General features: G+C 64.9%; 20 protein-coding genes. 18 read left to right on the top strand and 2 right to left on the bottom strand.

All coding sequences use genetic code 11. The annotated features are described in order from the left end of the window. Positions 1 to 8: 8 nt before the first annotated feature. Positions 9 to 758 (bottom strand): helix-turn-helix transcriptional regulator, encoded by a 750-nt coding sequence (locus AC1RUR_RS05890; RefSeq protein ID WP_492842147.1) that lies wholly within the window; start codon positions 756 to 758, stop codon positions 9 to 11. 159 nt (positions 759 to 917) lie between these two features. Here AC1RUR_RS05890 and AC1RUR_RS05895 point away from each other — a divergent pair, with 159 nt between their 5' ends. From AC1RUR_RS05895 to mmsB, 13 genes are all read left to right on the top strand, one after another. Beyond that, on the top strand, positions 918 to 4,460 hold the full coding sequence (locus tag AC1RUR_RS05895) for an AAA family ATPase (protein WP_492842148.1): 3,543 nt from the start codon (positions 918 to 920) through the stop codon (positions 4,458 to 4,460). 134 nt (positions 4,461 to 4,594) lie between these two features. Continuing rightward, positions 4,595 to 5,764, top strand: a complete 1,170-nt coding sequence (locus AC1RUR_RS05900; RefSeq protein WP_492842149.1) for a fumarylacetoacetate hydrolase family protein — start codon at positions 4,595 to 4,597, stop codon at positions 5,762 to 5,764. A gap of 384 nt (positions 5,765 to 6,148) precedes the next feature. Further along, positions 6,149 to 7,114 carry a galactofuranose ABC transporter, galactofuranose-binding protein YtfQ gene (ytfQ, locus tag AC1RUR_RS05905; protein ID WP_492842150.1) on the top strand — a complete coding sequence of 322 codons (966 nt, stop codon included), beginning with the start codon at positions 6,149 to 6,151 and terminating at the stop codon, positions 7,112 to 7,114. 116 nt (positions 7,115 to 7,230) lie between these two features. After that, the gene (locus AC1RUR_RS05910) at positions 7,231 to 8,775 is read left to right on the top strand and encodes a sugar ABC transporter ATP-binding protein (RefSeq protein ID WP_492842151.1); all 1,545 of its coding nucleotides are present in this window, start codon (positions 7,231 to 7,233) and stop codon (positions 8,773 to 8,775) included. Continuing rightward, on the top strand, positions 8,772 to 9,764 hold the full coding sequence (locus tag AC1RUR_RS05915; protein WP_492842152.1) for an ABC transporter permease: 993 nt from the start codon (positions 8,772 to 8,774) through the stop codon (positions 9,762 to 9,764). Before AC1RUR_RS05910 ends, AC1RUR_RS05915 begins: the two co-directional genes overlap by 4 nt. Next, positions 9,761 to 10,741 carry a galactofuranose ABC transporter, permease protein YjfF gene (yjfF, locus tag AC1RUR_RS05920; protein WP_492842153.1) on the top strand — a complete coding sequence of 327 codons (981 nt, stop codon included), beginning with the start codon at positions 9,761 to 9,763 and terminating at the stop codon, positions 10,739 to 10,741. The genes AC1RUR_RS05915 and yjfF overlap by 4 nt, the downstream gene beginning before the upstream one ends. Next, on the top strand, positions 10,738 to 11,508 hold the full coding sequence (locus AC1RUR_RS05925) for a FadR/GntR family transcriptional regulator (RefSeq protein ID WP_492842154.1): 771 nt from the start codon (positions 10,738 to 10,740) through the stop codon (positions 11,506 to 11,508). The genes yjfF and AC1RUR_RS05925 overlap by 4 nt, the downstream gene beginning before the upstream one ends. 2 nt (positions 11,509 to 11,510) lie before the next feature. After that, complete coding sequence (locus tag AC1RUR_RS05930; RefSeq protein ID WP_492842155.1) at positions 11,511 to 12,437, top strand: Gfo/Idh/MocA family protein; 927 nt, start codon at positions 11,511 to 11,513, stop codon at positions 12,435 to 12,437. 2 nt (positions 12,438 to 12,439) lie between these two features. After that, positions 12,440 to 13,516: an aldose epimerase family protein gene (locus AC1RUR_RS05935; protein WP_492842156.1), complete on the top strand. Its 1,077-nt coding sequence runs from the start codon at positions 12,440 to 12,442 to the stop codon at positions 13,514 to 13,516. Beyond that, positions 13,513 to 14,394, top strand: a complete 882-nt coding sequence (locus tag AC1RUR_RS05940; protein WP_492842157.1) for an SMP-30/gluconolactonase/LRE family protein — start codon at positions 13,513 to 13,515, stop codon at positions 14,392 to 14,394. Before AC1RUR_RS05935 ends, AC1RUR_RS05940 begins: the two co-directional genes overlap by 4 nt. A gap of 70 nt (positions 14,395 to 14,464) precedes the next feature. Next, positions 14,465 to 15,538, top strand: coding sequence for a multiple monosaccharide ABC transporter substrate-binding protein (gene chvE, locus AC1RUR_RS05945; protein WP_492842158.1), 1,074 nt, complete (start codon positions 14,465 to 14,467; stop codon positions 15,536 to 15,538). 210 nt (positions 15,539 to 15,748) lie between these two features. Continuing rightward, positions 15,749 to 17,326 carry a multiple monosaccharide ABC transporter ATP-binding protein gene (gene mmsA / locus AC1RUR_RS05950; protein WP_492842159.1) on the top strand — a complete coding sequence of 526 codons (1,578 nt, stop codon included), beginning with the start codon at positions 15,749 to 15,751 and terminating at the stop codon, positions 17,324 to 17,326. Beyond that, positions 17,323 to 18,513, top strand: a complete 1,191-nt coding sequence (gene mmsB / locus AC1RUR_RS05955) for a multiple monosaccharide ABC transporter permease (RefSeq protein WP_492842160.1) — start codon at positions 17,323 to 17,325, stop codon at positions 18,511 to 18,513. The genes mmsA and mmsB overlap by 4 nt, the downstream gene beginning before the upstream one ends. Before the next feature lie 103 nt (positions 18,514 to 18,616). On the opposite strand, the gene AC1RUR_RS05960 is transcribed toward mmsB, so the two are convergent. Beyond that, complete coding sequence (locus tag AC1RUR_RS05960) at positions 18,617 to 18,784, bottom strand: hypothetical protein (RefSeq protein ID WP_167523648.1); 168 nt, start codon at positions 18,782 to 18,784, stop codon at positions 18,617 to 18,619. 130 nt (positions 18,785 to 18,914) lie between these two features. Here AC1RUR_RS05960 and AC1RUR_RS05965 point away from each other — a divergent pair, with 130 nt between their 5' ends. The 5 genes from AC1RUR_RS05965 (at position 18,915) to AC1RUR_RS05985 (ending at position 22,557) form a co-directional block, all read left to right on the top strand. Next, complete coding sequence (locus AC1RUR_RS05965; protein WP_492842161.1) at positions 18,915 to 19,490, top strand: cytochrome c oxidase subunit 3 family protein; 576 nt, start codon at positions 18,915 to 18,917, stop codon at positions 19,488 to 19,490. After that, a complete protein-coding gene (locus AC1RUR_RS05970) occupies positions 19,490 to 19,753 on the top strand; it encodes a cytochrome C oxidase subunit IV family protein (protein ID WP_492842162.1) in 264 nt (87 codons plus the stop codon). Before AC1RUR_RS05965 ends, AC1RUR_RS05970 begins: the two co-directional genes overlap by 1 nt. A 95-nt stretch (positions 19,754 to 19,848) precedes the next feature. Next, positions 19,849 to 20,301: a c-type cytochrome gene (locus AC1RUR_RS05975; protein ID WP_492842163.1), complete on the top strand. Its 453-nt coding sequence runs from the start codon at positions 19,849 to 19,851 to the stop codon at positions 20,299 to 20,301. 37 nt (positions 20,302 to 20,338) lie between these two features. After that, complete coding sequence (locus AC1RUR_RS05980) at positions 20,339 to 21,685, top strand: cbb3-type cytochrome c oxidase subunit I (protein ID WP_492842164.1); 1,347 nt, start codon at positions 20,339 to 20,341, stop codon at positions 21,683 to 21,685. A 59-nt stretch (positions 21,686 to 21,744) separates the two neighbouring features. Then, entirely contained in the window at positions 21,745 to 22,557 is an 813-nt protein-coding gene (locus AC1RUR_RS05985) for a CbbQ/NirQ/NorQ/GpvN family protein (protein ID WP_492842165.1), read from the top strand. Positions 22,558 to 22,560 lie beyond the last annotated feature (3 nt).

The following is a 22,560-nucleotide window of genomic DNA, read 5'->3' on the forward strand; positions in this document are numbered from 1 at the left end:
CGCTTGGTTCAATATCGGTGATCGTTGGTCCTCGGATCGGCGAGGATCTCCGGGCCGGCCGGGGGAAGCGTCCTGGCGGCAAGCGCTCCAATCGACGTCATCAGGCGGGTCAATCCTACTTGCCCCGAGGTGCCAGTCTTGGCGAATATCGCCTTCAGATGGGTCTTGATTGTGTTTGGCGAGGAGCCGAGCCGCGCCGACGTTTCCGGGACCGTGCAGCCCGACGATATCGCAAGCGCAACCCGTGCTTCGGCAGGCGTCAATCCGTAGGCATCAATAAGCCACTCCACTGGAATGTCGGTGCGGCTGGCGAAACCGACGATGAACAACAGCACGGCGGCATCCTGCATGCCGAGATCGGCGAAGCGCGCGTCGCCCCGATCTCCTGCCGACGACACCAGAATGGTCAGGAGTTGACCATCGCGTGGGTCCGGCACCGACATCGACCCAGCCGAAGCGTCGCGCAGCGCTGCGCGAATGAGGGCGTTGAGGTGCTGCGAATGCCGCGGCGATCCGGTCGCGACCGTCGCAGCGCGCAAATTCAGCGCACCGCCATCCGATCCGAGCGACTGCGCCGTCGCGTTGGCATAGACGATGCGTGCGTACCGATTGAGCAGGATAATCCCGGCAGAAAGCCGATCGAGCACCTCGAATGCAACCTGCGTCGGCGTCGCATCCTTGTGCGGTTGCAAGAGCGCACCAATGCTCGCCTCTTTGCAGACCGCGCCGTTGATGTCTGAAATCTGATATTTCAACATTTGTTGACGAGCACTTTCCAGGGCGCCGTAACAAGATCACTGCATGTCGTCCATGTCCTGAGAGTTCCATCTAAATTGGCTCAAGTTTCGCTAAGGTCTCGGCGAGCTGAGCGAAGTTCCTTTGTTTCGTATTCCTTCGTTTCGTATCCAGGGTCGGAAATGGCCACGCAGAAATCGCTTCAGTTTGAAGGCTTTACGCTCGATACGGCGCGGCTATGTCTGGAAGGACCCGCGGGGCGAGTGGAACTGCGGCGCAAGAGCTTTGAGGTGCTGCGCTATCTGGCCGAGCACGCCGGCCGGGTGGTCGGCAAGGACGAGTTGATAGAGGTGATCTGGCCCGCCGTGACGGTGAGCGATGCGTCCTTGACCCAGTGCATCAGCGAGGTGCGCCGCGCTTTGGGGAGCGAGGGGCATCGCATCGTCAAGACGGTTGCCAGACGGGGTTATCTCATCGACGTCCCCATCGCGACGACTGATGCGGCGCCGGCCGCGGGGATCCCTCGGGGCCGATCGGATGAGGGCTCGGCCACAACGCAGCAGCCGTCGACATTCGACGCGTCACTGCCTCTGACGGCCGTGCAACGGAACGACCCCGACCGTCGACAGGTCACCATCATGGCCTGCAATCTCGTTGACGCATCGACCCTCGCGCGAGGTGCGGACCCCGAGGACTTCGGTGAAATTCTCGCCGCATATCGCAGATCTGTCAGGGACGCCGTGGAGCGCCATGGCGGCCTTGTCGCCAGGTCCGTGACGGTGGAGGTCTTTGCCAGTTTCGGATACCCGCTGGCCCGCGAGGACGATGCGGAGCGGGCGGTGCGGGCGGGCCTCGCGGTGACGAAAGCCGTTGCCGCGCTCCGTCTCGAAGGTCATGTCGGCGGATTGCAGGCACAGGTCGGTATCGCCACGGGGCTCGTGGTGGCAGGTGATCCGGTCGGCAGTGCACCGGTGGAGGAGCACGCCTTTGCCGGCGAAACGCCACTGTCGGCGATAAATCTGCTGAGGCTGGCCGCGCCGGGTATGGTCGTCGTTTCGAGCGCAACCCAACGCCTCGTCGGCAAGCTCTTCGAATGCCGCGGCCTTGATGCCGCCGCGCTGGCAGGCGGCGCGGAACATCTCGACGCATCGATGGTGCTGCGTGAAAGCACGGGCGCAGGCCGTTTCGAAGCGCTCCGCCGACTGGATGCGTCACCGCTCCTGGGGCGCGACGAAGAGCTCGATCTGCTGATGCGCCGCTGGGAACAGGCCAAAGGCGGCAGCGGCCGTGGCGTTCTGCTCACCGGTGAATCGGGGATCGGCAAGTCGCGCCTGACCCGGGCGCTCCAGGATCGGCTGACGGGACAGCCGCATTCGCAGCTGATCTACCAATGTGCGCCGCATGAGCAAGAGACGGCGCTGCACCCGGTCATCATGAGCCTGATGCGTGAGGCCGGCCTCGAGGCCAATGACGATGCCGAGGCCAAGCTTGGCAAGCTCGAAGCCTTGCTCGAGGACCGCGGATGTTCGCTGCCCGAGCATGCGGCCCTTCTCGCCATGCTGCTGTCGCTTCCGGCCGGGCAACGCCCCTCCTTGCCGAATCTCACGCCTCACGAATTCAAGGAGCGCCTGTTCTACGCATTGCTTGATCAACTCAAGAGCCTGTGCGCGATGCGGCCGGTCCTGCTTGTCTTTGAGGATCTGCACTGGGTCGATCCATCATCGCTCGAGTTGCTGTCTCGAATTGTCGAGCAGGCCTCCAGCTTGCGTCTCTTGCTGGTCGGAACCGCGCGTCCGGAGTTCAAGCCGCCATGGCCCAATCACGCCTTTACCTCCACGATGGCCCTCACTCGTCTGGGCCGCTCCGACGTCGAGGCGATGGTGACGAACATTGCGCGGGGCAGGGTCTTTCCCGAGGAAGTGCTCGGCCAGATAGTCGTCCGTACCGATGGCGTGCCGCTCTTCATCGAGGAGCTTACCAAGACCGTGCTCGAAAGTGGCATCTTGCGCGAGGCCGGAGATCATTATGAGCTGGTCGGCGCGCTGCCGCAGCGCTCGATCCCGTCGTCATTGCACGCTTCGCTGCTTGCCCGCCTCGATCGCCTGGCATCGTTCAAGGACATTGCCCAGATAGGCGCCGTCATCGGCAGCGAGTTCAGTTACGCGTTGATTTCATCGGTATCTGCTCTTCCCGAGCCCCACCTCAACGCGGGACTTCGCCAACTCGCCTCGGCCGAGCTGATTTTCCAGCGCGGCACGCCGCCTGACGCAACCTACCGATTCAAGCACACGCTCGTGCAGGACACGGCCTATGCGAGCCTGCTGCGAGAACGGCGTTGTCAGCTCCATGCAGAGATCGCCCGCGTGATCGAGCAGCAGTTTCCGGCTGTCGCGGCAAGCTCGCCTGCGACATTGGCGCATCATTATGGCGAAGCGGGGATTTTCGATAAAGCCGTGGTGCAGTGGGCCAAAGCCGGCCGCCTGTCGTTGGAACGGTCGGCCATGGTCGAGGCGAGCGGACAGTTCGGAAAGGCGCTGGATCTCATTGCGCGTCTGCCCGTCTCCGCCGATCGCAACAAGCAGGAGATAGATCTTCGGCTGCTGTTATGCCAGGCGTATCAAATGCGTGGCGAGATGGAGCGGACGATCAACATCCTGGCCGGTATCGTCGATGTCGCCAAGGCCCTGGGAGACGAGGTCAGGCTCGCGCTTGCGACTTCCCAGCTGGCCGCTGCCCAGTGGACGAACGGGCAACACGATGCCGCCGCTGCATCGGCGCTATCGACGTTGGCCTATGCCGATCGTGCGTCGAAATTGCCGCTGCAGATATCGGCGAACTTCACTCTTGCCAATGCGCGATTTGGACAAGGCCAGCTGACCGACGCCATCGCGCTGCATGAGAGCGTCATAGCAACTCTGGAACGCCTTGGCCTTCAGGATCAGCGTCTCGGATGGATCGGCCTCCCGAGCATCATGTCGCGGGCGTTTCTCAGTTGGTACCTCTTGGAGACAGGTCAGTTCGAGCGAGCTCGCGAGCAGATCGATTTGGGGCGCAAGGTGGTCCATGCCGCGCAGCAGCCCTATTCGCATATCTTCCTGGACGCGGCAGAAGGGCTCTATCATGTCCGGCGCGGATACCCCGAGCACGCCGTGCCTGTTCTGGAGCCGACCGTCGAACTGTGCCGTCGCTCCTTCACGAGTGAGACGGTATGCCCGGCCGCGAGTTTCCTTTCGACCGCGTTGGTGCAGCTCGGCCGGCCGGCGGAGGGGTTGGGCGTGGCGGAGGCGTTGCTTGGTCGCGGCGCGCATTTGCGCGGCGCGAGATACTTCTCGTTCTTTCTGTTCAAGGCCATTGCCGAAGCAAAGGCGGCGGTTGGCGTGATGGAGGAGGCGATGGTTTGGGCCGATCAGGCCATCGACGTGACGCGCCGTGCAAATGAATTCGTCCAGATGGCGCACGCGTTCAAGTGCCGAGGCGACTTGCGCCGGCTGTTGCCGGCCTCCGTCGAGGACGCAGTCGAGGATATCGAGGAAGCACGGCGCATTGCGTCACGCCACGGTCTCGCGCCGCTTCTGGCGGAATGCGACCTGTCTCTCGCTGAAGCTCATAAGGTCATGGGCCGCGCTCGGCACGCCCAGAAGCTTGCCTCCGATGCCGCCCACGGGTTCCGCGCATTCGGTCTTGAACGGCCCCTCGCTCGCGCGGAGCGGCTCGCAGGCGAATAGCACTTGCATCGATGCGCAATCGCGGTTTCTCAAGGTGGCTGCTGGGGACTTGATCCGTGGCCGCGTTGCCGCCACAAGGAGCGGGACGCCAGATATTCGAAAATGTCGATGCAAGGGAGCCGGATGTGGTGACGATGACATTAGCAGCGAGGGACCTTCTCCCCGAGGACGGCACGCGGGGAACACTGGCTGGGCGCGTCTGGCTGCCGCAGGCGAACGGCCCCGCCGTCGTCGCCGTGCGCGGCGATGGCGTCTTCGACGTCACCGCGACATTCCCGACCATCAGCGCGCTCTGCGAGGAGAACGATCCGGCCAAGGCGCTTAGCTCGACCAAGGGCGAGCGCATCGGCGATCTCGACGCCATCGTGGCCAATACGGCCCCCGACGGGCGCGACCCCAGGAAGCCGTGGCTGCTCGCGCCGGTCGATCTCCAGACCCTGAAGGCCGCCGGTGTCACCTTCGCGATCTCGATGCTGGAGCGCGTCATCGAGGAGCGCGCCAAGGGCAATCCGGCCTCCGCCGAAGCGATCCGCAAGGAGGTGACGCGGCTGATCGGCGACGATCTGTCAAAACTCAAGCCGGGCTCGGACCAGGCGATGCATCTGAAGCAGGTGCTGATCGACCAGAACGCCTGGAGCCAGTATCTCGAGGTCGGCATCGGTCCCGATGCCGAGGTCTTCACCAAGGCGCCGACCCTGTCCTCGGTCGGCACCGGCATGGATGCCGGGCTGCATCCAAAATCGACCTGGAACAACCCGGAGCCGGAACTGGTGCTGTTCGTCTCCAGCCGCGGCAGGATCGTCGGCGGTGCGCTCGGCAACGACGTCAACCTGCGCGATTTCGAAGGCCGCTCGGCGCTGCTGCTGTCGAAAGCCAAGGACAACAACGCCTCCTGCGCGATCGGTCCGCTGCTGCGCCTGTTCGACGACAGCTTCACGCTCGATGATGCGCGCAAGCTCGACATCAGCCTGAACGTGAAGGGGACGGATGGTTTCGTCCTCGACGGCCATTCCTCGATCAGCAAGATCAGCCGTGATCCGACCGACCTCGTCGAACAGACCATCGGCAAGGTCCATCAATACCCTGACGGCTTCGTGCTGTTCCTCGGCACCATGTTCGCACCGGTCAAGGATCGCGATGCGCCCGGGCAGGGTTTTACGCACAAGCGCGACGACATCGTCACCATCGCCGCGCCCCAGCTCGGCAAGCTCGTCAATCGCATGCGCACCAGCGACGAGTGCGAGCCCTGGACCTTCGGCATCGGCGCGCTGATGAAGAACCTCGCGCAGCGGAAGCTGATTTAGCTCGCTCCGTCTTAAATTCGCACAAGACAATTCGCGGAAGGTCGTCATGCCCGGGCTTGTCCCGGGCATCCACGTTCTTCGCGCCGCGTGGCAAGGCGTGGATGGCCGGGACAAGCCCGGCCATGATGGCTGTGGCGATCTTCGAGCGCAAGATTTCCATCATCTCCCCGTTGCATCCACGGAACAAAATCGCGCTGGGCGTGTCATAGAACCGCCCATCCAGCCAGCGCGCGGTTCCTTCTAAATAGTCAAATAATATGACTAGTCGGAACCCATCTTCCGTGAAATAGTGCCTCCCGCCGCCCGGAAAGGGCGGTTTGCGGGTGCCATGCTACCAACCGGCGCCCGAGATAAACACAAGATCACTCTTGGGAGACACGCCTGATGACCCCTAAAGCCCTCTTTGCGGCCAGCGCCACGGCCGCCTTGCTGTTCGCGCTGCCGGCCAGTGCCGGCGAGCTCACCATCGGCTTTTCGCAGATCGGATCGGAATCGGGCTGGCGCGCAGCCGAGACGTCGGTCTCCAAGCAGGAAGCCGCCAAGCGCAAGGTCAATCTCAAGATCGCCGACGCCCAGCAGAAGCAGGAGAACCAGATCAAGGCGATCCGCTCCTTCATCGCGCAGAACGTCGATGCGATCTTCCTCGCGCCGGTCGTTTCGACCGGATGGGACTCGGTGCTGAAGGAAGCCAAGGAGGCCAAGATCCCGGTCGTGCTGCTCGACCGCGACATCGATCCCTCCGGCAAGGAGCTCTATCTCACCGCGGTCACGTCGGACAGCGTGCACGAAGGCGAGGTCGCCGGCGACTGGCTGGCCAAGACGGTCGGCACCAAGGCCTGCAACATCGTCGAGTTGCAGGGCACGGTCGGCGCCAGCGTCGCCGCCAACCGCAAGAAGGGTTTCGACACCGCCATTGCCAAGCATGCGAACCTGAAAGTGGTGCGCAGCCAGACCGGCGACTTCACCCGTGCCAAGGGCAAGGAAGTCATGGAGAGCTTCATCAAGGCCGAAGGCGGCGGCAAGTCGATCTGCGCGGTCTATGCCCACAATGACGACATGATGGTCGGCGCCATCCAGGCGATGAAGGAAGCCGGTCTCAAGCCCGGCAAGGACATTCTCACGGTGTCCATCGACGCGGTCCCCGACATCTTCAAGGCGATGGCCGCCGGCGAAGCCAATGCCACGGTCGAGCTGACGCCGAACATGGCGGGACCCGCACTCGATGCCATCGCGGCCTTCAAGGACAAGGGCACGGTGCCTCCGAAATGGATCCAGACGGACTCCAAGCTCTATACGGCGGCCGACGATCCGCAGAAGATCTACGACAGCAAGAAGGGCCTCGGTTATTGAGGCGGGCGCTGCGCCGGACCGCTCCCGTGGTCCGGCGTCCCCCTTCGAAACCGCTGCGCAAATGAACAGGCTGGGTGTCCGCGTCATCAGCGGGCACCGGTGGGAGTGACGTCGATATGGAGAACAGCCTTGATCCTGCTGCTTCCCTGCTGGAGGTGCGCGGGATCAGCAAGAGCTTTGGTGCGGTGCGTGCGTTGCAGGAGGTCGACTTCACGCTGCGCGCCGGCGAGATCCATGCGCTGCTCGGCGAGAACGGCGCCGGCAAGTCCACGCTGATCAAGGTCGTCACCGGCGTGTTTCCGCGGGATGCCGGCATTGTCCGGCTTGGCGGCGAGGAGGTCGCGCCGCGTTCGGCCAAGGCCGCGCTTCAGGCCGGAATTGCCACGGTCTACCAGGAGGTCAATCTGCTGCCGAACCTGTCGGTGGCGCAGAACCTGTTCCTCGACCGCCAGCCGATGCGCTTCGGCATCGTCCGCGACGGCGAGATGCGCCGCCGCGCCAGGACGCTGCTCGCCGATTTCGGCCTCGACATCGATGTTGCAGCGCCACTCGGCAATTATTCGGTGGCGATCCAGCACGTCACCGCGATCGCGCGTGCCGTGGATCTGTCCGCCCGCGTGCTGATCCTGGATGAGCCGACCGCGAGCCTCGACCGCCACGAGGTCGAGATCCTGTTCGGCATCATGCGGCAACTGGCCAAGCGCGGCATCGGCATCGTCTTCGTCAGCCACTTCCTCGACCAGGTCTACGAGATCTCCGACCGCATCACCGTGCTGCGCAACGGCCGCCTGGTCGGCGAGCGCGAGACCGCCTCGCTGCCGCGGCTCGAACTGATCCGGATGATGCTCGGCCGCGAGCTTGCCGAGACCACCAGCGTTCGGGCCGCGACGCGCGAGCCTCAGGCGCGCGAGGTCTGCGCGAGCTTCGAGAATTTCGGCAAATCAGGCTATGTCGCGCCTTTCAATCTCGAACTGCGCCATGGCGAAGTCGTCGGTCTCGCCGGCCTGCTCGGCTCGGGCCGCACCGAGACGGCGCGGCTGGTGTTCGGTGCCGAGCGCGCCGATCGCGGACAGGCGAGGGTGGAGGGCGCGCCCGTGCGGCTCCAGTCGCCGCGCGACGGCGTGCGCCTCGGTTTTGGCTATTGCCCGGAGGAGCGCAAGACCGACGGCATCGTCGCCGAGCTCACCGTGCGCGAAAACATCGTGCTGGCGCTCCAGGCCAAGCGCGGCTTGCATCGTCCGCTGTCGCGGCGCGAGCAGGACGAAATCGCGCGCCGCTACGTCAAGATGCTCGATATCCGTCCACCCGATCCGGAGCGCCCCGTGGGCCTGCTCTCCGGCGGCAACCAGCAAAAGGTGCTGCTGGCGCGCTGGCTTGCGACCTCGCCGCGGCTCCTCGTGCTGGATGAACCCACGCGCGGCATCGACGTCGGCGCGCATGCCGAGATCATCCGCCTGATCCGCGAGCTCTGCGATGACGGGCTCTCGCTGCTCGTGATCTCCTCCGAGCTCGACGAGATCGTGACCTATTCGGATCGGGTCGTGGTGCTGCGCGACCGCGCCCATGTCGAGGAGCTCGCGGGCGAGGCGATCGACGTCGGCAACATTCTTGCGGCCATCGCCGCCGATAGCGTTACCGTTGCGCTTGAGGCCCACACATGACAGCGCTGTTGCCGCGCCGCGGCCTTGCCCAGATCCTCGCGCTGATCGTCATCCTCGCGGTCGACCGCGTGGTGTCGCCGCAATTCTTCGATTTGCGCCTGCAGGACGGCCGCCTGTTCGGCAGCCTGATCGACGTGCTCAACCGCGGCACGCCGGTGGCACTGCTCTCGCTCGGCATGGTGCTGGTGATCGCGACGCGCGGCATCGACCTCTCGGTCGGTGCGATCATGGCGATCTCGGGCGCGATCGCGGCGAGCCTCGCTGACAGTCACGGTTTGCCGGTGGTGCTGGCCGCCGCGCTTGGTGCGGGCCTCATCTGCGGCTTGTGGAACGGCTTTCTCGTCGCCGTGCTCGGCATGCAGCCGATCGTGGCGACCTTGATCCTGATGGTGGCGGGACGCGGCATCGCCCAGCTCATTACCGAAGGGCGCATCGTGACGTTTTCCTCGCCGGATCTGGTCTGGCTCGGCAATGGCTCGGTGCTCGGCCTGCCGGTGCCGGTCGTGATTGCCCTGGGCATGCTGATCCTCACCGGTGCGGTGGTGCGCGGCTCGGCGCTCGGGTTGCTGATCGAGGCGACCGGCGGCAATGCGCGGGCGAGCGAGCTTGCCGGCGTCGGCACCCGCGCGATGATCCTGTCGGTCTATGTCTGGTGCGGCGTCTGCGCCGCGCTCGCCGGCGTCATCGCCGCCGCAGACATCATGGGCGCGGACGCCAACAATGCCGGGCTCTGGCTCGAGCTCGACGCGATCCTCGCGGTCGTGATCGGCGGCACCTCGCTGTTCGGCGGCCGCTTCAGTCTTGTCTTGGCGGTGCTCGGAGCGCTGATCATCCAGACCATGAACACTGGCATCCTGCTGTCGGGCTATCCGCCGGAGTTCAACCTGCTGGTCAAGGCGGTGGTCGTGCTCACGGTGCTGCTGCTGCAATCGCCGAGATTCTCAGGCCTTGCCGGTATCGCCGCGCGGCTGCGGAGGACGAAAGCATGAAAGGCCTGCCGCCCGTCCTGATCACGGCCATCGTGCTTGTCGTGGGCTTTGCGCTTTGCGCCATGCAATTCCCCAACATCGCCTCTACCCGCGTGGTCGGCAATCTCCTCACCGACAACGCCTTCCTCGGCATCGTCGCTGTCGGCATGACCTTCGTCATCATTTCCGGCGGCATCGATCTCTCCGTCGGCTCGGTGATCGGCTTCACCACCGTGTTCGTCGCGCTGGCGATCGAGCGCTGGGGCGTGCCGCCGCTGATTGCCTTCGTGGCGATCCTGGTGCTGTCGGCGGCCTTTGGCGCGGCGATGGGCGCGGTCATCCACGTCTTCGACCTGCCCCCGTTCATCGTCACGCTGGCAGGCATGTTTCTGGCCCGGGGCGCGAGCTTCCTGCTCTCGACGGAATCGGTGCCGATCACAGCGCCGGTCTATTCGACCGTGTCGGACTTCGCGCTGCGCATGCCCGGCGGCGGGCGGCTGACGGCGATCGCGATTATCATGCTCGCCATCGTGATCGGCGGCGCCTTGCTGCTGCATCTCACGAGGTTCGGCGCTAACGTCTATGCGCTCGGCGGCAGCCGGACCACGGCAAGCCTGATGGGCGTTGCGGTCGGCAAGATGACGATCAAGATCTACATGCTGTCGAGCCTGCTCGCGGGCATCGCCGGCATCGTCTTCTCGTTCTACACCAGCGCCGGCTATTCGCTTTCCGCCGTCGGCGTCGAGCTCGACAGCATCGCCGCCGTGGTGATCGGCGGCACGTTGCTCACGGGCGGGCAGGGCTCGGTGATCGGCACCTTCCTCGGCGTGCTGATCCAGGGCATGATCCAGACCTACATCAATTTCGACGGCACGCTATCGAGCTGGTGGACCAAGATCGCGACCGGCGTGCTACTCTTCGCCTTCATCGCGTTGCAGCAGGGGCTGGTCGCGCTCGCGCGCCGGCCCGTGGCCAAGAGTGCGGGAGCTGCCTCATGACCTCGCGCATCGTCGTCATCCCGACGCGGCGGGCTCACTCCAACCACGCGGAGGTGGCCCGTTCGATCGGCGTCGACATCATCGCCGGCCGTTACGCGGAGGGCACGCGCCTGCCCGGCGATGCCGAGATGATCGCGATGTTCGGCGTGTCGCGGCCGGTGCTGCGGGAGAGCGTGAAGACGCTCGTGGCCAAGGGGCTGCTCACCACCAAGGCCCGCGTCGGTACCGTCGTGCGCGAACGCGCCGCCTGGAACATGTTCGACGCCGACGTGCTGGCCTGGCATCTCGATGCCGGCATCGACAAGCGTTTCCTCAACGACCTCGCCGAGATTCGTCTGGCGGTCGAGCCGCGCGCGGCCGCGCTCGCTGCGGCGCATCGGTCGGACGAGGATGTCGCCGAACTGCGGCGCAGCATGGAGCGCATGCGGTGCGAAGCCTCCGACTCGGTCGGCTTTGCCGATGCCGACCTCGCGCTTCACGTTGCCGTGGCGCGGGCCTCCGGCAATTTGTTCATGCGCTCGATCGGGCATGTCATCGAGGCCGCTCTGCGCGCCTCGTTCCTGCTCAGTGCACCGGTTGAGACAGAGGACCGCGACACCGTGCTGCTCTGGCATCAGAAGATCGTCGATGCCATTGCGGCCGGCGATGCCGAGGCGGCGTCGGAAGCCATGGTCTATGTCATTCACAACGGCATGCGCCGCCACGAGGGCACCGTGATCGTAACAGTCCCGGCCGTGGCGCTGCCGTCAGCGGATACTGGAGAATGAGCGTGACAGACCTTCGCATCGCCATCGTCGGATTCGGCAAGATCGCGCGCGATCAGCATGTCGGTGCGATCGCGGCGGTACCGGGTGCGACGCTCGCGGCCGTGGCCAGCCGCAATGCCTCGCTGCCGGAGCTGCCGCATTTTGCGACCATCGAAGAGCTGCTGGAGAAGGGCCCGGCAATCGACGCGGTCTCGCTCTGCACGCCGCCGCAGGTGCGGCGCTCCCAGGCCGCCGCGGCGCTCGTCGCCGGCAAGCATGTCATGCTGGAGAAGCCACCCGGCACTGGCGTTGCCGAACTCGATCCGCTGATCGCGATGGCAACCGACGCCAGGCGTACGCTGTTTGCGACCTGGCATTCACGCTATGCGCCGGCGGTCGAGCCGGCCCGCGAATGGCTGGCGACGCGCCGGATCAAATCCGTGCACATCAACTGGAAGGAAGACGTCCGCGTCTGGCATCCCGGCCAGGCCTGGATCTGGGAGCCGGGCGGGCTCGGCGTGTTCGATCCCGGCATCAATGCGTTGTCGATCCTGACCCGCATCCTGCCGAGGCCCGTGTTCGTCACTGCCGCCGAGCTTGCCTTTCCCGCCAATTGCCAGGCGCCGATCGCCGCGAACCTGACGTTGACCGACATCGGCGGCCTGCCGGTCACTGCCGAATTCGATTTCCGTCAGACCGGGCCGCAGAGCTGGGATATCCTCGTGGAAACCGATCAGGGCCGGATGAGTTTGTCCGGCGGCGGCAGACAGATGGCCGTCGATGGCAACGCCATTGCCGAGGCGCCCGATCAGGAATATCGCGAACTGTACCGGCGCTTCGTCAAGCTGGCGGCATCAGGTACGAGCGACGTCGATCTGACGCCGCTTCGTCTCGTCGCCGACGCCTTCCTGCTCGGCAAGCGCAACATCGTCGAACCCTTCGTGGACTGAACATGGCCGGCGCAAAAATAGAAAAAGAGATCTTCGGAACGCTGCCTGATGGCCGCAAGGTCGAGCGCATCGTGCTGCGCGGGGAGGGCGGTTTCGAAGCCCGCATCATCACCCATGGCGCGGTGATCCAGGCGCTGATCGCGCCTGACGGCAAAGGCGGCTTTGACGACGTCGTGCTCGGCCATGACGCCTTCGCCGGCTATCTCGCCGAACGCAAATTTCTCGGCGCCACCGTCGGCCGCTACGCCAACCGCATCGCCAAAGGGCAGTTCTCGCTCGACGGCGAAACCTTCCAGCTTCCCGTCAACAACGGTCCGAACGCGCTGCATGGCGGCCTCGACGGTTTTGATCGCAAGCTCTGGGACATCGCCGCGATCGAGGAGGGCGCCGAGCCCGCGGTGACGCTGACTTATACGAGCCCGCACGGCGAAGAGAATTATCCCGGCCGCCTCGACGTGCGCCTGACCTACCGCGTCACCGGCCCGGCCGAGCTGTCGCTGATGATGGAAGCACGGACGGATCGTTCGACGATCGTGAACCTCACCAACCACAGCTTCTTCAATCTGGAAGGCGCAACATCAGGCACGCCCATCCTCGACCACAAGCTGACGGTCGAGGCCGACCGTTTCCTCGCCATCGATCCCACTGCCATTCCTCTGCCGGAGCCACCGCGCGCGGTGGCGGGAACGCCATTCGACTTCCGCGAGGCTCATGCCGTGGGCGAGCGCATCCGCGAGAGCCATGAGCAATTGCAGAGCGGCAGGGGTTACGACCACACCTACTGCCTCGGCGGTGACGGCAAGCTCGCACTCGCGGCGCGGCTGGAAGCGCCGCGCTCGGGGCGCGTCATGGAGCTCCTCACCAATCAGCCCGGCCTTCAGGTCTATTCCGGCAACTATCTCGACGGCACGATCTCGGGCAAGGGCGGCAAGCTGATCCGGCAATCGGACGCGATGTGCCTGGAGCCGCACATCTGGCCTGATGCGCCGAACCGGCCGGATTTCCCGAGCCCGCGCCTCGATCCCGGCCAAGTCTACCGGCATCACACCGTCTATCGCTTTGCAGTGAGGACGCCATGATCGAGCAGGTGCCGACCTCCGTTCTGTCCGCCGAGCAATGTCATCTCGGCGAAGGGCCGACCTATGACGTCACGACGGACACCGCCTGGTGGTTCGATATCCGCGAGGGAAAGTTGTTCGAGGCGCATCTCGGCAGCGGCGCGATCCGCATCCATGCGCTCGGCCGGATGGCGAGCGCGCTCGGGCGCATCGATGCGGAGCGGCAGTTGATCGTCGCCGAGGATGGGCTCTACATCCGCAAGCTCGCCGATGGCACGATGACGCTGTTCTGTCCGCTCGAAGCCGACGATCCCGCGACGCGCACCAATGATTGCCGCGTGCATCCATCAGGCACGTTCTGGATCGGCACCATGGGCAAGGAGGCCGAGCGGGGGGCGGGTGCGATCTACGCACTTCACCACGGCAAGATCTCGACGCTGTTTCCCGGCATCAGCATTCCCAACTCGATCTGCTTCTCGCCGGACGGAGCCACCGGCTATTTCACTGACACGGTGCGCGCTGTGCTCTACGCGGTGCCGCTCGATCCCGCCGCCGGCCTGCCGCGCGGCGAGCCGGAGGTGCTGCTGCGCCACGCCGGCATCGGCGGCCTCGACGGCTCGGTGTGCGACGCCGACGGAAACATCTGGAACGCCTGCTGGGGCGCGAGCCGTGTCGATGTCTACTCTCCGCAAGGCGAGCGCTTGCGCTCACTGAGCGTGCCGGCCAAGCAGTCCAGTTGCCCGGCCTTCGTCGGGCCCGACCTGTCGCGCCTGCTCGTCACCTCGGCCTGGCAGGACATGGACGCTGCGGCACGCGCCGCCGATCCGCAGGCCGGCTGTACCTTTCTGCTCGAGGCCTCCGCACGCGGTCGCGCGGAGCCCGACGTCAAGCTCGCATAGGAGACCCCCAGGCATCCGACCGACTTTCTCGAAAACCCAAGAAACAGTCTGACACATAAGGGAGTGAAACATGCTGAAACTGAAGACGACCTTCCTCGCGCTGGCGCTGGCCGGTGCTGCGACGATGGCCGCAGGCGTTTCCGCCTCCGCCCAGGACAAGGCGACCGTCGGCATTGCCATGCCGACCAAATCATCCGCGCGCTGGATCGACGACGGCAACAACATGGTCAAGGTGCTGAAGGAGCGCGGCTACAACACCGACCTGCAATATGCCGAGGACGACATTCCGAACCAGCTCTCGCAGGTCGAGAACATGGTGACCAAGGGCGCCAAGGCGCTGGTGATCGCGGCGATCGACGGCACCACGCTGTCCGACGTGCTCAAGCAGGCGAAAGCCAAGGGCATCACCGTGATCGCCTATGACCGCCTGATCCGCGGCACGCCGAACGTCGACTATTACGCGACCTTCGACAATTTCCAGGTCGGCGTGCTCCAGGCGGAGTCGATCGTGCAGGGGCTCGGCCTCAAGGACGGCAAGGGTCCGTTCAACATCGAGCTGTTCGGCGGCTCGCCCGACGACAACAATGCCTACTTCTTCTACAACGGCGCGATGAGCGTGCTGAAGCCGTATATCGACAGCGGCAAGCTCGTCGTCGTGTCCGGCCAGATGGGCATGGACAAGGTTGCGACCTTGCGCTGGGACGGCGCCACCGCCCAGGCCCGCATGGACAACCTGCTCAGCGCCTACTACGGCAACAAGAAAGTCAACGCCGTGCTGTCGCCCTATGACGGGCTTTCGATCGGCATCATCTCCTCGCTGAAGGGCGTCGGCTACGGCAGCGCCGACCAGCCGATGCCCATCATCTCCGGTCAGGACGCCGAGGTGCCCTCGATCAAGGCGATGCTGCGCGGCGATCAGTACTCGACCATCTTCAAGGACACCCGCGATCTCGCCAAGGTGACCGCGGACATGGTCGACGCCGCCCTCGCCGGCAAGCAGGTCACGGTCAACGACACCAAGACCTACGAGAACGGCGTCAAGACCGTGCCGTCCTATCTGCTCAAGCCGGTCGTGGTCTACAAGGACAATTGGGAGAAGACCCTGGTGGACAGCGGCTACTACAAGAAGTCGCAGTTCCAGTAGGATGTCTATTCCCTCTCCCCGCGTGCGGGGAGAGGGTTAGGGTGAGGGGGCTCTCACCACACGGGCAGCGGCTGTTATGAACTCCGTCATTGCGAGCGCAGCGAAGCAATCCAGTCTGCCACCGCGGAAAGAGCCTGGATTGCTTCGCTGCGCTCGCAATGACGATGTGGATGCCGTGATACCATTCGACCGTTCCAAGGACACCAAGCCATGACCGCCATGCTGGAGATGCGCAACGTCAGCAAGAGCTTTGCCGGCGTCCAGGCGTTGCGCGACGTCAACTTCTCGGTTGAGGCCGGGCAGATCCACGCCCTCGTCGGCGAGAACGGCGCCGGCAAGTCCACGCTGATGAAGGTGCTGAGCGGCGTCTATCCCGCAGGCAGCTACGAGGGCACCATCGTCTTCGAGGGCGAGGAGCGGCGTTTCCGCGACATCAACGATTCCGAGGCGCTCGGCATCATCATCATCCACCAGGAGCTGGCGCTGATCCCGCTGATGTCGATCGCGGAAAACATCTTCCTGTCGCATCCGCCGTCGAAGCTCGGCGTGATCGATCGCGACGAGGTGTACCGGCGGACGCGCGAGCTGCTCGCGCAGGTCGGCCTGAAGGAATCGCCGGATACCCTGATCACCGATCTCGGCGTCGGCAAGCAGCAGCTGGTCGAGATCGCCAAGGCACTGTCCAAGCGCGTGCGGATGCTGATCCTGGACGAGCCGACCGCGAGCCTCAACGAGGCCGACAGCGCCGCGCTGCTGGAACGCCTGATGGCGTTCCGCGCGCAGGGAATCGGCTCGATCCTGATCTCGCACAAGCTCAACGAGGTCGCCAAGGTCGCCGACCACATCACCGTGCTGCGCGACGGCCGCACCGTCGACAGCATCGATTGTCATGCCGAGCCGATCCAGGAAGACCGCATCATCCGCAGCATGGTCAACCGCGATATGGCTCACCGTTTCCCGGAGCGTAGCGCGAAGATCGGCGAACCCGTGCTCGAGGTCGCGAACTGGTCGGTCTATCACCCCATCCATCCCGAGCGGCAGGTGATCAAGACCATCAATTTCGGCGTCAGGCGCGGCGAGGTCGTCGGCATTGCCGGGCTGATGGGGGCCGGGCGCACCGAGTTCGCCATGAGCCTGTTCGGCCGCTCCTGGGGCACCAATATCAGCGGCCGCATCAGGCTCGAAGGCCGCGAGATCGTGCTGCCGAGCGTTGCCGCCGCGATCGACGCCGGCCTTGCCTATGTCACCGAGGACCGCAAGCAGCTCGGCCTGATCCTCGCCGACGACGTCCGCAAGAACATCACGCTGGCCAGCCTCCACCAGGTCGCGCCCAACCGGGTGATCGACGACATCGCCGAGCTGAAGGTCGCGAGCGACTATCGCAATCGCATGCGCATCCGCTGCTCCGACGTCTACCAGGAGACCGGCCAGCTCTCCGGCGGCAACCAGCAGAAGGTGGTGCTGTCGAAATGGCTGATGACCGACCCCAGGGTCCTGATCCTGGACGAGCCCACAAGGGGCATCGACGTCGGTGCCAAATACGAGATTTACTGTATCATCAACGAGCTCGCCGAGGCCGGCCGCGGCGTCGTGGTGATCTCCTCGGAGATGCCCGAGCTGCTCGGCATCTGCGACCGCATCTGCGTCATGAACGACGGCGCCTTCGTCGGAGAATTCCCCGGCACGGAGGCGACGCAGGAAAAGATCATGCGCGCCATCATGCGCAATGAGAGAAGCAACGGAAACGGCGTGCCTGAGGCCGCGGAGATGGGAGGATCGCAGCCATGACCGACAAGACGGTTTCGCTGCCCGAGGAGCGCCGGCACGGCAGCTTCATCAAGAACAATTTGCGCAATTACGGCATGCTGATGTCGCTGATCGCGATCATGCTGTTCTTCCAGGTCATGACCGGCGGCACGCTGCTCCAGCCGCTCAACCTGACCAATCTGGTGCTCCAGAACAGCTACATCGTCATCATGGCGCTCGGCATGCTGCTGGTGATCGTCACCGGGCACATCGACCTCTCGGTCGGCTCGGTCGCGGGTTTCATCGGCGCGGTGGCCGCCGTGCTGATGGTGAGCTGGAAGATCGACTACACGCTCGCCTTCATCGCCTGCCTCGTGCTCGGCGCTGCGATCGGTGCGGCGCAGGGCTATTGGGTGGCCTATTTCAAGATTCCGTCTTTCATCGTGACGCTGGCCGGCATGCTGGTGTTCAAGGGCCTCGCGCTCGCGGTGCTGCAGGGCCAGTCGCTCGGGCCGTTCCCGGCGACCTTCCAGAAATTGTCGTCGGGCTTCATCCCGGAAATGCTGCCTGAGGCCGGCACGCTGCATCCGACGTCGATGCTGATCGGTGCCGTGCTCGCGCTCGGCCTCGTCTACGCCAGCGCCAAGGGCAGGTCGCGCGAGCAATTGCACGGCATCGAGGTCGAGCCCTATGCGTTCTTCCTCGGCAAAAGCATTTTGCTGGCCTGCGCCGTGCTCTACTTCACTTTTCTGATCGCCTCGCATCGCGGCCTGCCGAACGTGCTGGTGATCATGACCGCGCTGATCGCGCTCTACGGCTTCGTCACCCGCCGCACCGTGATCGGCCGGCAGATCTATGCGGTCGGCGGCAACGCCAAGGCGGCCAGCCTGTCCGGCATCAAGACCGAGCGGCTGACCTTCCTCACCTTCGTCAACATGGGCGTGCTGGCCGCGCTCGCCGGCCTCGTCTTCGCCGCGCGCCTCAACACGGCGACGCCGAAGGCGGGCCTCGGCTTCGAGCTCGACGTCATCGCCGCCTGCTTCATCGGCGGCGCCTCGGCCTATGGCGGGGTCGGGCGCGTCGGCGGCGCCGTGGTCGGCGCCATGATCATGGGCGTGATGAACAACGGCATGTCCATCCTCGGCATCGGCATCGACTATCAGCAGGTCATCAAGGGTCTGGTGCTGCTCGGGGCGGTGTGCATCGACGTGTACAATCAGCGGCGGTAACCGCAGCGGCAGTGCCGCAGGGTGGGCCAAGGCGCAACGCGCCGTGCCCACCATCTTTCCGCAATTGTGAGAGAAGTGGTGGGCACGCTTCGCTTTGCCTATCCTACGGCAGCGGTGACTGCGTCGTGAACAGCACCGTCGCGATCGCGACGGAGAGGCTCACCGCCGAAACGGTCGCCACCGTCGACAGTACCCCCATCCGCCTGAGCGCGATGGCGAACGCGATGATGATGGGGGTCGCGGTCATCAGCCCGATTTGTGCATCGCTCATCGTTGTTCGCCACTCCGTGGAACGCCGAGGCGGTGCTTACCGCGCTCCGGCGTCCTGCAATTTGTCCGGCGACAAACTCGGATCGGAGCGGGCGGGCTAAGTTTGTCCGGTGTCCTGATCCGGAAAACAGATGTCGGCGACCGATTGCGAACCACAGGGAACCGGCTGGGGCATCCTCGAAGATCTCCCCGGCGATCCCATGATCTGGGTGCTGATCTTCAGCGAGCTTGCCGCGTTCGGCCTGTTCCTCGGCGCCTTCGTGGTCGCCCGCGCGATCCATCCGGCGGTGTTCGCGGCCGGGCAGGCGACGCTCGATGCGCATCTTGCCGGGCTCAACACCGTCGTGCTGGTGACCAGCGGCTGGGCCGCAGCCCGCGGGACGGCAGCCGCACGGGCGCGGGACAAGCGCACCGCGCGCGGCTGGCTGTTCGGCGCCATGGCCCTTGGCGCCGTCTTCATCGCGATCAAGCTGTTCGAATATGCCGGCGAGATCGCGCAGGGAAACGGTCTGGAGACCAGCCCGTTCTTCACGCTCTACTTCCTTCTCACCGGCTTCCATCTCCTGCATGTCGGCCTCGGCATCGTGATCCTGGCCGTGGTTTCCCGGAGTGCGGAGGTGCTCGGCGTCGAGACGGGAACGGCCTTCTGGCACATGGTCGACCTGCTCTGGATCGTCATGTTTCCGATTCTGTATCTGGTGCGCTGATGAGTCCGGATCGTCTCGACCTCACATGGACCCTTCTGATCGGCCTCGCGCTCGCCACCGTTCTGGTTCCATCCCTTGTGACGCGTCCACTGCTCGGCAATGCCGTGCTGCTGACCTTCGCCGCGCTCAAGGGCCGCCGGATCGTGCTCGATTTCCTCGATCTTCGCACCGCGCCGGCGCTCTGGCGCGGCCTCGTCAGCGCCTGGGTCGTCATCGTCCTGCTGTTCGCCTGGTCCGCCTCGGCCATCGTCGCCCTGATCTGACGCGCTCATTGCGCCCTGACAAAGAACCGGCCGGGCAAAGCGGCAATAAATCGCAGCGTCGCACCTCGACAGGAATCAACCGGAAAGGATTGGCAATGGCTGAACGCCTGACCAAGTCGGCCGCGCGGAACGTCTTCTACGGCGGCTCGGCCTTTTTCTTCGCCATCTTCATAGGGCTGACGGCGCACAGCCACTACTACATGGCCACGACCTCGACCGACGCGACGACGCTGACGTCGTCGGTCGCCCGCGGCAAGCATGTCTGGGAGAAGAACTCCTGCATCAACTGCCACACCTTGCTCGGCGAGGGCGCCTATTTCGCCCCTGAAGTCGGCAATGTCTGGGATCGCTGGGGCGGCAAGGAGGATCCGGCCGCCGCGCGCGAGACGCTGAAGGCCTGGATGCAGTCGCAGCCGTCGGGCGCGGAGGGCCGGCGGCAGATGCCGCAGTTCAACCTCACCGACCAGGAGCTCAACGATCTCTCCGACTTCCTGCAATGGGTGAGCACGATCAAGCGCCAGGACTGGCCGCCGAACAAGGCCGGCTGAGCACGCCGCATCCGCTTCAAGACAGAGAGAACCCGAGATGAAATATCAGACCCAGAAAGTCGCGATGCTGTATTTCTACGGCGCGCTGACGCTGTTCCTGGCCCAGGTCCTGTTCGGCCTGCTCGCCGGAACCATCTACGTCCTGCCCAACACGCTGTCGGTCCTCCTGCCGTTCAACATCGTCAGGATGATCCACACCAACGCGCTGATCGTGTGGTCGCTGATCGGCTTCATGGGCGCGACCTACTTCCTGCTCCCCGAGGAAACCGAGACCGAGCTCTACAGCCCGCTGCTCGCAAAGATCCAGTTCTGGATGTTCTTCGGCGCGGCCGGCGTCGCCGTGGTCGGCTATCTCTTCCACTACCACGAGGGCCGCGAATTCCTCGAGCAGCCCTTCATCATCAAGGTCGGCATCGTCGTGGTCTGCCTGATGTTCCTGTTCAACGTGACCATGACGGCGCTCAAGGGCCGCAAGACCACGGTGACCAACATCCTGCTGTTCGGCCTGTGGGGCGTTGCGATCTTCTTCCTGTTCGCCTTCTACAACCCGGCGAACCTTGCCGTCGACAAGATGTACTGGTGGTACGTCGTCCATCTCTGGGTCGAGGGCGTCTGGGAGTTGATCATGGCCTCCGTGCTCGCCTATCTCATGATCAAGCTCAACGGCATCGACCGCGAGGTCGTGGAGAAGTGGCTCTACGTCATCATCGGCCTTGCGCTGTTCTCCGGCATCCTCGGCACCGGCCATCATTTCTACTGGATCGGCGCGCCCGGCTACTGGCAGTGGATCGGCTCGCTGTTCTCGACGCTCGAGGTCGCGCCGTTCTTCACCATGGTGATCTTCACGGTGCAGATGACCTGGAAGGCCGGCCGCAAGCATCCCAACCGCGCCGCGCTATTGTGGTCGGTCGGCTGCTCGGTGATGGCGTTCCTCGGCGCCGGCGTCTGGGGCTTCCTGCACACGCTGTCGTCGGTGAACTACTACACCCACGGCACCCAGGTGACGGCGGCGCACGGCCATCTCGCCTTTTTCGGCGCCTATGTCATGCTGAACCTGTCGGTGATGGCCTATGCGATCCCGCAGATCCGCGGACGCGCGCCCTACAACCAGTGGCTCAGCATGGCGAGCTTCTGGATCATGTGCACCGCGATGATGGTGATGACCTTCGCGCTGACCTTCGCCGGCGTGGTCCAGGTCCATCTGCAACGTGTGCTCGGCCAGGGCTACATGGACGTGCAGGATCAGATCGCGGTGTTCTACTGGGTCCGGCTCGGCTCCGGCGTGTTCGTCGCGATCTCCGCGCTGATGTTCGTCTGGGCGGTGCTGGTGCCCGGCCGCGAGAAGCAGACGGTCATCCCCGGCGCGCTGCAGCCTGCCGAATGAGTATGAGGGCGGCCGCGCAACCCGCGGCCGCCCTCTCGATGTGAATCCGGAGAATGACCATGAAAGCAGCACTTCTCGCCGTCGCGGCGCCCGCGCCCGAGCTTCCGGCCTATGTCGCCAGCGGCAACGAATGCGCGCTGTTCGAGCATGCCTGGCGGCATCAGCTTCCGGTCCTGCTCAAGGGGCCGACCGGTTGCGGCAAGACGCGCTTCGTCGCGCATATGGCGGCGAGGCTCGGACTGCCGCTCCACACCGTGGCCTGCCACGACGATCTCACCGCCGCCGATCTCACCGGCCGCTATCTCCTGAAGGGCGGCGACACCGTGTGGACCGACGGTCCGCTGACGCGCGCGGTGCGCGAAGGCGGCATCTGCTATCTCGACGAAGTCGTGGAAGCGCGCAAGGACGTCACCGTGGTGCTGCATCCGCTCACCGACGATCGCCGTATCCTGCCGCTGGAGCGCACCGGCGAGGAGCTGGCGGCGCCGAAGAGCTTCATGCTCGTCGTGTCCTACAATCCCGGCTACCAGACGCTGCTGAAGGCGCTGAAGCCCTCGACGCGCCAGCGTTTCGTCGCCATCGAGTTCGGCTTCCTGCCGCCCGAGCAGGAGATCGCCGTGGTATCCGCCGAGAGCGGGCTGTCGCCGGAGCGCGTGCGGCCGCTGGTGCTGCTGGCCGGCCGGCTGCGCGCACTGAAGGGGCACGATCTGGAGGAGGGGGTCTCGACCCGTCTCGTCGTCTATTGCGCCACCCTGATCGCCGCGGGCACGCCGACTGCGGACGCTGTCCTTGCCGGCATGATCGAGCCCTTGACGGATGATGCCGACGTCAAGGCCGCGCTGCTCGACGTCGCGCGCGCCGTGATCGGGTGACCC

Source organism: Bradyrhizobium sp. GW821-FHT12B03, from assembly GCF_058807535.1.

Coding starts and splice junctions, on each gene's coding strand:
- AC1RUR_RS05890 (WP_492842147.1), bottom strand. CDS start 758: ATGTTGAAATATCAGATTTCAGACATCAACGGCGCGGTCTGCAAAGAG.
- AC1RUR_RS05895 (WP_492842148.1), top strand. CDS start 918: ATGGCCACGCAGAAATCGCTTCAGTTTGAAGGCTTTACGCTCGATACG.
- AC1RUR_RS05900 (WP_492842149.1), top strand. CDS start 4,595: ATGACATTAGCAGCGAGGGACCTTCTCCCCGAGGACGGCACGCGGGGA.
- ytfQ (WP_492842150.1), top strand. CDS start 6,149: ATGACCCCTAAAGCCCTCTTTGCGGCCAGCGCCACGGCCGCCTTGCTG.
- AC1RUR_RS05910 (WP_492842151.1), top strand. CDS start 7,231: ATGGAGAACAGCCTTGATCCTGCTGCTTCCCTGCTGGAGGTGCGCGGG.
- AC1RUR_RS05915 (WP_492842152.1), top strand. CDS start 8,772: ATGACAGCGCTGTTGCCGCGCCGCGGCCTTGCCCAGATCCTCGCGCTG.
- yjfF (WP_492842153.1), top strand. CDS start 9,761: ATGAAAGGCCTGCCGCCCGTCCTGATCACGGCCATCGTGCTTGTCGTG.
- AC1RUR_RS05925 (WP_492842154.1), top strand. CDS start 10,738: ATGACCTCGCGCATCGTCGTCATCCCGACGCGGCGGGCTCACTCCAAC.
- AC1RUR_RS05935 (WP_492842156.1), top strand. CDS start 12,440: ATGGCCGGCGCAAAAATAGAAAAAGAGATCTTCGGAACGCTGCCTGAT.
- AC1RUR_RS05940 (WP_492842157.1), top strand. CDS start 13,513: ATGATCGAGCAGGTGCCGACCTCCGTTCTGTCCGCCGAGCAATGTCAT.
- chvE (WP_492842158.1), top strand. CDS start 14,465: ATGCTGAAACTGAAGACGACCTTCCTCGCGCTGGCGCTGGCCGGTGCT.
- mmsA (WP_492842159.1), top strand. CDS start 15,749: ATGACCGCCATGCTGGAGATGCGCAACGTCAGCAAGAGCTTTGCCGGC.
- mmsB (WP_492842160.1), top strand. CDS start 17,323: ATGACCGACAAGACGGTTTCGCTGCCCGAGGAGCGCCGGCACGGCAGC.
- AC1RUR_RS05960 (WP_167523648.1), bottom strand. CDS start 18,784: ATGAGCGATGCACAAATCGGGCTGATGACCGCGACCCCCATCATCATC.
- AC1RUR_RS05965 (WP_492842161.1), top strand. CDS start 18,915: ATGTCGGCGACCGATTGCGAACCACAGGGAACCGGCTGGGGCATCCTC.
- AC1RUR_RS05970 (WP_492842162.1), top strand. CDS start 19,490: ATGAGTCCGGATCGTCTCGACCTCACATGGACCCTTCTGATCGGCCTC.
- AC1RUR_RS05975 (WP_492842163.1), top strand. CDS start 19,849: ATGGCTGAACGCCTGACCAAGTCGGCCGCGCGGAACGTCTTCTACGGC.
- AC1RUR_RS05980 (WP_492842164.1), top strand. CDS start 20,339: ATGAAATATCAGACCCAGAAAGTCGCGATGCTGTATTTCTACGGCGCG.
- AC1RUR_RS05985 (WP_492842165.1), top strand. CDS start 21,745: ATGAAAGCAGCACTTCTCGCCGTCGCGGCGCCCGCGCCCGAGCTTCCG.